The sequence below is a fragment of the Burkholderia sp. L-4 genome (genome assembly GCF_056856535.1).
In genome coordinates this window covers 1641900-1654088 of the sequence record NZ_JBXEOX010000001.1, presented here as the reverse complement: position 1 = coordinate 1654088, position 12189 = coordinate 1641900, and the positions used below count along the sequence as shown (strand labels likewise).

Annotated in this window: 13 protein-coding genes and 1 pseudogene; 6 read left to right on the top strand and 8 right to left on the bottom strand. The window is 65.7% G+C overall.

The genetic code is table 11. The features are described 5' to 3' along the window. Nucleotides 1-82: 82 nt before the first annotated feature. From nusA to AC1VVG_RS07710, 6 genes are all read right to left on the bottom strand, one after another. A complete protein-coding gene (nusA, locus tag AC1VVG_RS07735; protein WP_034190144.1) occupies nucleotides 83-1558 on the bottom strand; it encodes a transcription termination factor NusA in 1476 nt (491 codons plus the stop codon). After that, entirely contained in the window at nucleotides 1558-2016 is a 459-nt protein-coding gene (rimP, locus tag AC1VVG_RS07730) for a ribosome maturation factor RimP (RefSeq protein WP_011351796.1), read from the bottom strand. Before rimP ends, nusA begins: the two co-directional genes overlap by 1 nt. A gap of 456 nt (nucleotides 2017-2472) precedes the next feature. Beyond that, on the bottom strand, nucleotides 2473-4224 hold the full coding sequence (rluB, locus tag AC1VVG_RS07725) for a 23S rRNA pseudouridine(2605) synthase RluB (RefSeq protein ID WP_482835455.1): 1752 nt from the start codon (nucleotides 4222-4224) through the stop codon (nucleotides 2473-2475). A 60-nt stretch (nucleotides 4225-4284) separates the two neighbouring features. Beyond that, nucleotides 4285-5316, bottom strand: coding sequence for an SMC-Scp complex subunit ScpB (scpB, locus tag AC1VVG_RS07720; RefSeq protein WP_482835454.1), 1032 nt, complete (start codon nucleotides 5314-5316; stop codon nucleotides 4285-4287). Between the two features lie 272 nt (nucleotides 5317-5588). Then, a complete protein-coding gene (locus tag AC1VVG_RS07715) occupies nucleotides 5589-6791 on the bottom strand; it encodes a pyridoxal phosphate-dependent aminotransferase (protein ID WP_482835453.1) in 1203 nt (400 codons plus the stop codon). Nucleotides 6792-6866: 75 nt separating this feature from the next. After that, nucleotides 6867-7769, bottom strand: coding sequence for a LysR family transcriptional regulator (locus AC1VVG_RS07710; RefSeq protein ID WP_034190148.1), 903 nt, complete (start codon nucleotides 7767-7769; stop codon nucleotides 6867-6869). Nucleotides 7770-8200: 431 nt separating this feature from the next. Here AC1VVG_RS07710 and AC1VVG_RS07705 point away from each other — a divergent pair. Then, nucleotides 8201-8596, top strand: a pseudogene (locus AC1VVG_RS07705) (transposase); the annotation flags it as partial. 202 nt (nucleotides 8597-8798) lie between these two features. Then, a complete protein-coding gene (locus AC1VVG_RS07700; RefSeq protein WP_034190149.1) occupies nucleotides 8799-9050 on the top strand; it encodes a hypothetical protein in 252 nt (83 codons plus the stop codon). A gap of 193 nt (nucleotides 9051-9243) precedes the next feature. Here AC1VVG_RS07700 and AC1VVG_RS07695 read toward each other — a convergent pair whose 3' ends face one another. Then, the gene (locus tag AC1VVG_RS07695) at nucleotides 9244-9561 is read right to left on the bottom strand and encodes a hypothetical protein (protein WP_034190150.1); all 318 of its coding nucleotides are present in this window, start codon (nucleotides 9559-9561) and stop codon (nucleotides 9244-9246) included. 157 nt (nucleotides 9562-9718) lie between these two features. Between AC1VVG_RS07695 and AC1VVG_RS07690 the strand changes: the two genes are divergently transcribed. From AC1VVG_RS07690 to AC1VVG_RS07680, 3 genes are all read left to right on the top strand, one after another. Beyond that, on the top strand, nucleotides 9719-10435 hold the full coding sequence (locus AC1VVG_RS07690) for a YdcF family protein (RefSeq protein WP_034190151.1): 717 nt from the start codon (nucleotides 9719-9721) through the stop codon (nucleotides 10433-10435). A gap of 222 nt (nucleotides 10436-10657) precedes the next feature. Next, complete coding sequence (locus AC1VVG_RS07685) at nucleotides 10658-10936, top strand: hypothetical protein (RefSeq protein WP_011351789.1); 279 nt, start codon at nucleotides 10658-10660, stop codon at nucleotides 10934-10936. Nucleotides 10937-11072: 136 nt separating this feature from the next. Next, a complete protein-coding gene (locus AC1VVG_RS07680; RefSeq protein ID WP_011884572.1) occupies nucleotides 11073-11330 on the top strand; it encodes a hypothetical protein in 258 nt (85 codons plus the stop codon). 41 nt (nucleotides 11331-11371) lie between these two features. On the opposite strand, the gene AC1VVG_RS07675 is transcribed toward AC1VVG_RS07680, so the two are convergent. After that, on the bottom strand, nucleotides 11372-11662 hold the full coding sequence (locus AC1VVG_RS07675; protein WP_034190152.1) for a putative quinol monooxygenase: 291 nt from the start codon (nucleotides 11660-11662) through the stop codon (nucleotides 11372-11374). A gap of 174 nt (nucleotides 11663-11836) precedes the next feature. Between AC1VVG_RS07675 and AC1VVG_RS07670 the strand changes: the two genes are divergently transcribed. After that, a complete protein-coding gene (locus tag AC1VVG_RS07670; protein ID WP_482835452.1) occupies nucleotides 11837-12052 on the top strand; it encodes a hypothetical protein in 216 nt (71 codons plus the stop codon). Nucleotides 12053-12189 lie beyond the last annotated feature (137 nt).

Genomic DNA, 12189 nt, shown 5'->3' with positions numbered 1-12189 from the left:
TTAGTGCAAGGACCGATTCCTTGCGGTTAGCATCGGGTCAGGCCATACGGCCGCCATCAAATCAGTGCGCCATGGTCATTTCTCACTGGAACCAATGTTCACGTGCTTTCATGATCAACGCCTTAGCGGCATCCTCTTCCATTCCGGTCAGGTCGACCAGTTCATCCACTGCAAGCTCGGCGAGATCGTCCCGCGTCTGCACACCGTGTTCGGCCAGCTTCGCGAGCAACTCCGGCGTGATGCCGTCGAGGCTCTTGAGATCCAGCGCTGCGTTCTCGACCTTTTCTTCGTTCGCGATGGCCATCGTCAGCAGCGCATCGCGTGCGCGGTTGCGCAGCTCGTGCACGGTGTCCTCGTCGAACGCTTCGATCTCGAGCATTTCGTTGAGCGGCACGTAGGCGATCTCTTCGAGGCTCGTGAAGCCTTCGTCGATCAGGATGTCGGCAACTTCCTCGTCGACATCGAGACGCGCCATGAACAGTGCACGCAGCCGGTCGCGCTCTTCACCCTGCTTCAGGGCGGATTCGTCCGGCGTCATGATGTTGATCTGCCAGCCGGTCAGTTCACCGGCGAGGCGAACGTTCTGACCGCTGCGGCCGATCGCGACAGCCAGTTCGTTCTCGTCGACGACGACGTCCATCGAATGCTTTTCTTCATCGACGACGATCGACTGGACAGCTGCCGGCGCGAGCGCGCCGATCACGAACTGGGCGGGATCCTCCGACCATAGCACGATGTCGATGTTTTCGCCACCGAGCTCGTTGCGCACGGCCTGCACGCGCGAGCCGCGGATGCCGACGCAGGTGCCGATCGGATCGATCCGCTTGTCGTAGGCGATCACGCCGATCTTCGCGCGCACGCCCGGGTCGCGGGCAGCCGCCTTGATCTCGAGCAGGCCCTGCTCGATTTCCGGCACTTCCATCTCGAACAGCTTCATCAGGAACTCGGGCGCCGTACGCGACAGTTCGATCTGCGGGCCGCGCGCGGTGCGGTCGACCTTCGCGATGTACGCACGCACGCGGTCGCCCACGCGCAGGTTTTCCTTCGGGATCAGCTGATCGCGGCGCAGCAGCGCCTCGACACGGCCCGATTCGACGATGAAGTTGCCCTTGTCGAGGCGCTTCACCGTACCCGTCATGATCTTTTCGCCCCGCTCGAGGTAGTCGTTCAGGATCTGCTCGCGCTCCGCGTCGCGCACCTTCTGCAGGATCACCTGCTTCGCGGCCTGCGCGCCGATACGACCGAACTCGATCGACGGAACGGGTTCCTCGACATATTCGCCGACTTCGACGTCGGGATTCTGCTCACGTGCCTCGAACAGCAGGATCTCGCGATCCGGCTCCTGCAAGCCTGCCTCGTCGGGCACGACGAGCCAGCGACGGAAGGTTTCGTGCTCGCCGCTTTCGCGATCGATATGGACGCGGATTTCGGCGCCTTCGTCGAACAGCTTCTTGGAAGCGGAAGCGAGCGCGGCCTCGAGGGCGCCCAGCACCACATCCTTGTCGACGTTTTTCTCGCGCGCCAGCGCATCCACCAGCATCAACACTTCGCGACTCATTATTTGCGGCTCCTAAAGTCAACTTGCGGAATCAGGCGGGCTTTGTCGATATCGGCCAGCGTGAAATCCAGCATGGCTGCCTCGCCCTTCTTCCCCTCAAATTCCAAACCGATCGTTTCGCCATTCGGCGCGTGCAGAATGCCCCGGTACGTCTTGCGCCCGTCCAGCGGCTTTTTCAAGGTCACGGAAACTTCGCTGCCGGCGAAGCGCTCGAAGTCGGCCAGCTTCTTCAACGGGCGGTCGAGCCCCGGGGACGAGACTTCGAGCCGTTCGTAATCGATGTTTTCGACCGTCAAGACGTGCTGGAGCTGACGCGTGACCTTTTCGCAATCTTCGAGCGAGATGCCGGCAGGCTGATCGATATAGATGCAAAGCATGCCGCGCCCGGTGCGCTCGAGATCCACCAGCTCGTAGCCGAGCCCGGTGACCGTGGTTTCTATCAGTTCCGTCAGTTGCACAGTGTCCTCTCAGGTGTTCGCGCCCGCCGCTCGCGATTCACCCGCGGGCGCGCGCCTTAGCCGGCGCAGGAAGCGCTACCCGAGATGCCTAACCGTTTCAGCAAAAAAAAATGGGCGGAACGCCCATCTTTCTTACTGGTGGTCGCACCTGAGCCGCACATTGAATCCGTACGCCCAGCGACTCCGCGATTATAGCGATTTTTGGCGCAAACGCCAAGCCAGCCGGTAAAAGCAGCGCGTCGCGCGCTTTTACGGACCAAAAATGCGAAATCGGGTTACCCGATCCGCCGGCACGATCCTGTCAGACCGGCGACCGGTTGCCGACTGCGAGGCAGCGGCACGCGACATATCTATGGTCGAAAGCGATCGGCGCAATGCGCGGTGCCGGCAAAATCGGCGGAATGCCGATCGGGCCGGCACGCCGGCGGCTGTGCGCCGCCGCGCGCCGACATGCGTTCAGCGGCTGCGCGTACGGCTGCGCTGCGGACGCTGGCCGCCGCGCTGACCGCCGCCGTTGCCGGCGCCATCCGCCCGATTGCCGTTCGGATTGCGATTACCGCCGCCCTTGCCGCCGCCGCGCTTGCCGCCCGCGCCTTCGCGCTTGGAGCCCGCGCCGTACGACGCGCGATTGCCGTCGACATCGCGGCCGCCGGCACGGTTGCCATCGCGACCGCCCATGCCACCACGGTTGCCGTCACGGCCACCGCCGGTACGATTACCGTAGCCCGACGGCGAAACCGGCAGACTGCCGTAGCCGCTCAGGCCGGGCAGCCCCGGCACGCCGCGCCTGCCGCCACCGCGGCGCGGCTGGTCGAGTTGCCCATGCGTCGTCAGCACCGGCTCACGGCTGATGAAACCCATCGACGTCTCCATCGGATCGGGCTGACGGCGTTCGGCCTGGCCAGCCCCGCCGCGCTTGCCCTTCTCCTCGGTCGGCGCCTTCAGGCCGACCGTCGCCATCAGCTTGCGCACCTGCGCGTCGTCGAGCTCTTCCCAACGACCGCGCTTCAGGCCGCGCGGCAGCGGGATCGGGCCGTGACGCGTACGGATCAGGCGGCTCACCATCAGGCCGACGGCCTCGAACATCCGGCGCACTTCGCGGTTGCGGCCTTCGGCCAGCGCGACGTGATACCAGTGGTTCGTCCCTTCGCCGCCGCCGTCGCGGATACGCAGGAAATTCGCCGGACCGTCATCGAGCTCGACGCCGTGCAGCAGCTTCTGCCGCATCCCTTCGGCCAGCTCGCCGACGACGCGCACCGCATACTCGCGCTCGACGCTGTAGCGCGGGTGCATGAAGCGGTTCGCGAGATCGCCCGAAGTCGTCAGCATCAGCAGACCTTCGGTATTGAAGTCGAGGCGACCCACCGCAAGCCATTTCGCCGTCTTCATCGGCGGCAGGCGATCGAACACCGACGGACGGCCTTCCGGATCCGCGTGGCTGACGATCTCGCCCGTCGGCTTGTGGTACAGCAGCACGCGCGGCGGCTTGTTCGGCAGCTTGCGCTTGACCGGCTTGCCGTTGATCCGCACCTGGTCGGTCGGCATGATGCGCTGCCCGATGTGCGCGGGCTCGCCGTTCACCGACACGCGGCCGGCGACGATCAATTCTTCCATTTCGCGGCGCGAGCCCATGCCCGCCTCCGCCAGCACCTTGTGAAGCTTCGGCGCGTCGTCGTCCGGCGACAGCACGCGCTTGTTCGCCGGCTGGTTGCGGCCGCGGCGCAGCATCGGCGCACGCACGCCGCTGCCGCCCGCGGAGTTGTCCGCGTCGAATGCAGGCGACGTCACGTAGGCGAACAGCTCGTCCTGGGACGCATCGCCCTCCGCCTTCACCGGGCCGCCTTCAGCCTTCGGCGCACCGCGCCGGCCCTGACCGCCCTGGCCAGCCTTGGCCGCGCCTTCGCGTTTGCCGGCCGGCTTGCGCCCCCCCTTGGCCGCACCGTCCTTGTTGCGCGGCGCACGCGCCGGCTGCGCTTCGGCCGTCTCGGCCGGCTGCGCATCCGCGCCTTCGCCGCCCGGCTGCTCGCCTTCGGCGCCCTTCGACTTGGCTGCCGCGCGACGCCGCGCGATCAGGCTGCGCGGGCCGCGCCGCAAACCGCGGCGGGGACGCTCGTCGCCACCGGCCGAAGCATCCTGCTCCGGCGCATCGTCGGCGCGCGCCGCCTGCACGGCAGGCGCGGACGATTCAATATCGTGGATATCAGTCAAAACAACCTCAAAATGTCAGGTCTCGCGCCCGGCGCGGGCGCGGCAAGATGTTGGCCGCGATCAGGCGCGACGCTGTTCGGGTTCTGCTTCGTCGTCCGGCAACGCGTCGGCGCCGATGGGCGCGCTGGCGCTTCGTACGGCATCCGCGAGACTGTCGGACGTGTCGTCCAGCATCTCGTCGTCCGCGGAACGGGAACGGGACGCGTTGGCCTGGTCAGCCTCGCCGGGCGTGACGCCGGCCGCTTCCGCTCCGTCTCCGGCAGCCGCTTCGGCGGCCGGCTTGCGATCTTCCTCACCCCGATCCGCACGCGGCGGCTCGGACTGCACACCGGTCGGCACTGCTTGGGCGCCCACCTGTTCCGTTTGTTCCGTGTGCCCGCGATCAGCCTCGAGCGTATCGCGACCCGGAATTTCCTGCGTCGACGCGCCGTCGGCCGCAGTCGCGGCATCGTCCGGCAATTCGACCGATGTTTCATCCGCCAGCGCCTGCGACGGATCGCTCGCCGCGTCGTCGGCAACCGGCACGTCCCCGTCGAAATCCATCGCCTGCTGCGCGAGCAGCGCGGCCTCGATGTTCGCGGCCGGCTCTTCGAGCGCCGGCAGATCGTCGAGCGCCTTCAGGCCGAGATCGTCGAGAAACTGCTTGGTCGTCGCGTACAGCGCCGGGCGTCCCGGCACGTCACGATGACCGATCACCTCGATCCAGCCGCGATCCTCGAGTTGCTTGACCACCTGCGTGTTGACCGTCACGCCGCGAATCTCTTCGATGTCGCCGCGCGTGACGGGTTGCCGGTACGCGATGATCGCGAGCGTTTCGAGCACCGCGCGCGAATACTTCGGCGGCTTCTCGGGATGCAGGCGATCCAGATAATGACGCATCGCCGGCTTGCTCTGAAAGCGCCATCCGGTCGCCAGCGCCACCAGCTCGACGCCGCGGCCGGACCAATCCTGTTTCAGATCTTCGAGCAACGTGCGGACCGTGTCAGCCGACACGCCGTCGGCAAAGAGCTTGCGCAAATCGCCGAGCTTCAGCGGTTCCTGCGCGCAGATCAAAGCAGTCTCGAGGACGATCTTCGCCTCTTGGGTATTCATGCAGCTAGGCCAGACCCTGTGGTCAAACGAACCGGATCAACAAACAGACGAAAGGAACGGAAGACGCGCTCGCCCGATTCTGATCGGTCATATTGATGGGAGCACGAACCGGGGGCGGCGAACCAACTTCAGGCCAGGCCCAAACCGGACGGAACAGCACGGCTCAACGACGGAACCGCGTGACTGAGCGCCATATTACGCAAAATTGCCCGGTGCGTAAAGATGAGCCGAGCGGGCCGCCGCCAGTACGGCGCGCGCGCTCCGGCCCTGCTTCAGCGGGCCGCCGAACCGTGCGCGAGGAACCGGCGCAGCCGCTCGACGCCCGCGTCGAGCCGGGCAGGATCGCATGCATAGCACCACCGTACGAAGCCCTCGCCTTCCGGGCCGAACGCCCGCCCGGGCGCCAGGCCGATGCCCGCCTCGCGCACCAGCGTCTTGCAGAACGCGAGACTGTCGGCCGCGCCGGGCAGCCGCAGGAACAGGTACATCGCACCCGGCGGCGGCGGCACCTCGACGTCCGGCAACGTCCGCAGCGCGGCGACCAGGTGATCGCGCGCGTCGCGCAGTGACGCGACGAACGACCGCACGAACGGCTCGCCGTCGCGCAGCGCAACCTCGCCCGCGGCCTGGACGAAGCCCGGCGCGCACGACGTGTTGTATTCGACGAGCTTCGACAGGTCGCCCATCACCGACGCCGGCGCGACAAGCCATCCGAGCCGCCAGCCCGTCATCGCCCACGCCTTCGAGAACGAATTCACGACGACGACCCGTTCGTCGCGCGTGGCGATATCGAGAAACGACGGCGCGCCGCCCGCATCGAACGCGAGCCGTTCGTACACTTCATCGGCGACCAGCCAGATGCCGTGCCGGCGACAATGGGCGAGCACGGCCTGCTGGTCGTCACGCGACATCGTCCAGCCGGTCGGGTTGTTCGGCGAATTGATCAGCAACATTCGCGTCTCGGGCGTCAGCGCGGCCAGCAGCCGCCCGACATCCAGCCGCCAGCCCGCGTCGCCATACCCGAGCGGCACGCATTCGACCTGCGCGCCGAGAATCTTCGGAATTTCGACGAGGTTCGGCCATAGCGGCGTGACCGCGACGACACGGTCCCCGGGACCGACCAGCATCTGCGCGGCCAGCGTCAGCGCGCTCACGCCGGAACTCGTCACGGCCACCGTGTCGGCCGCCGTCGCGCCGTGGCGCGCGCCGACGTAGGCCGCGATCGCCGCGCGCAACGGCGCGGTACCGAGGTTGTGCGTGTAGAAGGTCGCACCGTCGCGCAACGCGGCCGCCGCGGCGTCGCGGATGAAATCCGGCGTCACGCGATCGGATTCGCCGAACCAGAACGGCAGCATGTCCGGCACGCCGAAGCCGGCGTTCGCCACTTCCCGGATCAGCGACGGACGCAGCGCCTGCACCGCGGCGCGTGCCGCCGGCTCGCCGGTCACCGCAAGGAAATCATCGGAATGCACCATCGAGAACCACCGCCGAGGAACACGATCCGCGTAGTGTACCGGCCTGCACACCCGGCCGGTGCAAGTCGGCGCGCGTCAGTCGAGATCCTCTGCCCGCGCCGGCATCTGCCGCACGAGTTCCCAGATCGCCTGGGCCGCGGGCGACAGCGACCGGTCGCGGCGGCGCACCAGCTCGACCGTCCGCTCGGTGCGCGGCGTGAGCGGCCGCGCGACCAGTGTGGAGCCGGCCGGCAGCGGCAGCGACAGCCACGGCTGCACGCTCACGCCGACGCCCGCCTCGACCAGCCCGAACACCGTCGCCGAATGCCCGAGCTCCTGCATGACCGTCGCATTGACGTGATGGGCGGCCAGCGCGGCGTCGATCAGCGGCCGGCTGCCCGACGCATGGTCGAGCAGCACGAGGCGCTCGCCGTCCAGCGCCGTCCACGGCACCTCGGCCCGTGCCGCGAGCGGATGATCGGCCCGCGCGACGAGGCAGAACGAATCGGTCATCAACGGTTCGCACACGAGATCGGCGACCGTCAGCGGACCGATCACGACGCCGAAGTCGACTTCGCTCGACTTCACCTTGCGCAGGACGTCGCTTTGCACGTCGTCGCGCAGGCCCAGCGTCACGAACGGGAACTGGCGCTCGCACGATGCGACCACCCGCGGCATCAGACGGCAGGCGATCGTCGGGCTCGCCGCGACGATCACGCGCCCGCGACGCTGCTCGCCGATCTCGCGAATCTCGCGCAGCGTGTCGTCGAGATCGTCGAGCAGGCGCGACACGCTCGCGATCAGGTTCGCACCGACATCGGTCAATTGCACGTCGCGCGTCGTGCGGTCGATCAGCTTCAGCCCGAGTTCGGCCTCGAGCTCGCGCACGCAGCGGCTGACCGCGGATTGCGTGAGCCCGATCTCGTCGCCCGCACGGCTGAAGCTCTTGAGCCGCGCGACCTCGATGAATACGCGAAGCTGGCGCAGCGTGACGTTCATTTCCCGCCCTCATCAATCGTCGATATCGATGCACGATTTTAATGCACGAATCCGGGCTCGATGGGCGAATCCGACCCTCATCGCGCATGTTTCGCTGCGGTGCAATACATTCGCAAACGCACGTGGTACGGGCGAACTGCACAAGATTGGTGATTGTCCCGATTTGCTGGCGGGTTATTTTGGCGTCTTATACGCCCCTAGCTGACTTAGCCGTTAGCTCGCTGCCAAGCGGCTCTCAAGGGAATCACCTCTGACATGGCACGCTTCGTGCATTACCTTGCGCACAGGGCGCAGGTTTCGTCGGACGGAAGAGTAGAAACGCCGCTGCCGGCCAACCGGACGCCCCCACCCGGCACTCGACGATCGAGTGCTTGAAGAGTGCGCGGCGCAGGGCAGCGCACCGGAGTTAGCTTCGCTGAGGTGAGGACATGATGCTGTTCGACGATTTGAGAGATAACGAGTGGGCGCTGGTCGAGGGTCTGTTTTGCTCGGAACCCGCACGGAGTGAACGGCGCGGCCGTCCCCGCGTGGAAGCCCGCTCGGTGGTCAACGCCGTGCTGTGGGTGCTGTCGACGGGTGAAGGCTGGTCGAAGCTGCCGGGCCGCTACCCGTCGCCGCCGACCTGCCGTCGCCGCTTCGACGAATGGCAGGCGGACGGTACGCTCGCCGAAATCGTGAAGCGACTCGGCACGAGCGGCCGGCAGATCTCGCTGCGCGGGCGCATCGGCGCGAGCGCAGCGAAGCCGCCTGCACCGCCGAGCCGCGACCGGCTGCGCGGCGCCTTCTGGACCAACCCGGAATCCTGGCGCGCGCCCGTCAAGATGGCGTAACGCATGCTCGATCGGGCGGCTTCGGCCGCCCGGTTTCTTTCTGCGGCGCGATCTTTTCGCGACGCCTGCCTTGCCGTCGATTACCGTTGTCGTGCCGCGATACAACTATTTACCAATATTTACAGCAAGCCTGCACTCCCGCGCTTACCTTAGCGACATATCAACAGGCCGCATCGACGGCTTGAAGGGAGCCCCCGCCATGAGACCAATGTCACTGCTCGTTGCATGCGGCATTGTCATGTCCATGGCGCTGACCGCTCCAGCCCATGCCGACGATCGCACGAAGCCGCCTCACCGCCAGCAGGATCACCGGAATACGCCGCGCCAACCGCCGTCCGCCAACGCGCCCGGCCGGCAGACCGTGCCGCGCGGCGACCTGCGCGGCGATATCGCCAGCAACGCGCGGGCGCGCATCGGCTCGCAGCCGTCCGACGTGCCGCGTCATCCGTAGTCCTGCCGATTTCAGGCATTCGCCAAAGAAAGTACCCGCTTTCGGGAACTGCGCCGCAAGCGACGAGTCACATCGTTGCCATGAGCACAGCGTGGCAACAGCAAAAGTATCCGGTACGCCCGTATCCTCGCGATACGGGCTTTTTTTTGACATGACCGCTCGCGCGGGACGCACGCGCCGGGAGGCTCCGCCGCTACAAGCGGCTTTCGAGAATCGCCACGGCGCTCGCTTCGCTCAATGCGTAGTCGTCCATGCGGCGATCGGTCCAGGAAAGTAATTTCTCGTCGCGCTCGAGGCGCGAGAATTCGGCTCGACCGGTTTCGGTCAGTACGGCGATGTCGACCGGGGCATGAAAGCCCGGCGCGGGCGCGACGGTCTTCTGCCTGACCGTGTCCATCAGCCCGAGCGAACGGAGATACTCGAACACGCCCGGGCGGCGTGCCCACGGTACCTGGCGGTACTGCACTCGTCTCAATGCGTCGAGCACCGCTTCGTTGGAATACGTGGCCATCTCGATTCTTTCTTAAAGTGCAGCGACAATGCGAAGCGGCGCGCCGGGCGGGGTCTCCGCCCGCCGACACCGCCACCGATTCTGGAGGCCGACGTTCGGCGTCGCTTCAGGGCCGGATCGTCAGCCGTCCATAAAAAGACACCATACCCCAATCAAATTGATTCTGTTCGATTCATTTGTACTTCTCTTCATCGGTTTCATGCTCTGCCGCAAGCGGCGGAGAATCATCTCGATCGCCGCGATTGCGCTGTTCTGGCTGCTCGCAACGGGTTGGCTCGCCGCGCCGCTGATCGCCTGGACCGAGGCCGGCGTCACACCGGTCGAGCACCCGGTCATGCACGGGCGGACCACACTGATTCTCCTCGGCTCCGGCACGCGCCGCACCGACAACGGGCTGCGCGCGCCGCCCGACGGCGCCGCGCGCATCCACAAGGTTGCGGCGCTCTATCGCACGTGTCGACAGCAGGCCGAGCGTTGCACCGTCGTGATGTCGGGCGGCGACCCGCAGCATCACGGCGAAGCCGAAGCAGCCGTATACGGGCGCCAGCTCGTCGCGGAAGGCGTTGCTCCCACCGACCTCGTTCTCGAACCGGACAGCCGCACGACCTACGAAAACGCAAAATTCACTGCATCTATACTACGCTCACAGTATGACGACGCACGCATTCTCGTCACGTCGTCGTACCAGATGCGCCGTGCATTGCTCGATTTCCGCCGGTTCGGCATCGATCCGCAGCCCGTCTATGCGAACCGCCGGCTTGCGCAAACAGGCTGGCTGCCACGCTGGCGCAACCTGGCCAATGCCGAGCAGGCGCTGCACGAACTGGTCGGCATTGCGCAATTCCACGTGTACCGGTGGCTCGGCTGGTTTTGAAAGTCTGCGGGGAAACGGGCACGGACGGAGTGAATCCGCCCAGAATGGCATGCGCATGACGAAGTACACGAAGTGTTGCGCGACTTCAACGGGGCCTTGCGTCGCGCCGCGATCCGGTGCACATTGATCCGTCACTTTTGTTACACTCGACACGCACTCGATTGCAGTCGCCAGACAAAACGGCAACACTCGGGTTCATCACCACTTAGCGGAGGTAAAGCAATGAAGAAGACGTCCCTGGCTATCCTGGTAGCGATGTCGGCGCTGACTGGCGCAGCGTATGCGCAAGAGAGCACGGAAATCAAGACGATTACCGATCCGGCCAAGATCTCCGAGATCGAGCAACGCGCACAGGCGCTGCAACAGCAGCAAGCGGCCGAAGCCGCTCAGCCGGCGATGCAGGAAGAGCATCACCACGGCAAGAAGGCTGCTCATCACAAGGCAGCAGCGAAGAAGGCCGGCAAGAAGGCGGCCAAGGCTGCAGACGCTGCCAGCCAGTAAGTTCGGCGGCATCGCACAAGTAAAAAGCCGAATCCGGGCAACCGGGTTCGGCTTTTTTGGTTGCGGCGCCTGCGCGCTGTGCTAAAGTCGCGCACCGAAATTTTCCACCCGTGCGCACCCCGGTGCGGAGGACAGCATGAGCAACATTCAACTCGACATCGAGTGGACCGAAGCCGCCACTCGCCAGATCAAGCAACTGATGCCCCGCGGCTCGGCCGACGCGTTCCTCGCGTTGCCGCCGATCGAGTGCCTGCCGATGGAGGGCGACGTGCTGTTCCTCGGCCCGCAAGGCAAGCAGCAGCCGTTCATCGTGGCCGAGCGCCAGTATCACCATGACGGCGACGCCGACTGGACGATCATCCTGATCCTCGACGTCCCCAGCGCGTCGCACTGACGCGCCGCCGCGACCGGACACGTCCGGTCGCCCCGCCCGGCTCAGACGAGCTTCGACAGCACGCGGATTTCGGAACTTTCGATCCAGTCCGCGGCCGCTTCGCGATAAGCGAGAATGTGCGCGGAGCGCGCATGCGCAGCCAGCGCCGCCTCGCTCTCCCAACGCTCGACGAATACGAATCGCAAGGGTTCCTTCAGATCCCGGTGCAGGTCGTACTGCAAGGCACCGGCTTCGTTACGGGTCGGCTCGACGATCCCTTCGAGCACGGTGCGCAGTTTTTCCTCGGCACCCGGCTTCGCCACGATCAGCGCCACGACTGCAATTTCCGCCATTCCCGACTCCTTCATCGATAAAAGTCCGAGAATACGCGAATCACGCGTCGCGCATCGGCCACGCCGATGCGACATGGCCCGACGGCTCCAAAAAAATAGCCCGCGCTTCAGAGAAGCGCGGGCGAAACCGTCGCCCTACGAGGATAGGCGACGGGGCCATCGAGATCCGCACGCGTGCGCGGATCGTCATCGGTTGCACCGGCGCATGCCGCGCCGACATTCGAAGACGCCGATACCGTTGATCCGGCGCTCGCGGCGCCCGCCCGGCATCTGACGTCATCCTCCCTGTTTCAACAATTCCAACATATAAAGCAGGTTGCATGCCAGCCATTGAAAACCGATCACTTCGTTGATTTAAAAGAAAATTTTTTGACGATGGCGACAATGTGACACGTGTTCTGCCGCCGTAACGCGCGGATGTTACGTAACGTCACGAGGGAGGGACCGAACCGCTCGCACATGCATACGCAAGCGCGAGCGGCTATAAAAAAAGCCCGCCGAACGGCGGGCTTTTCAGTGATGCAGGG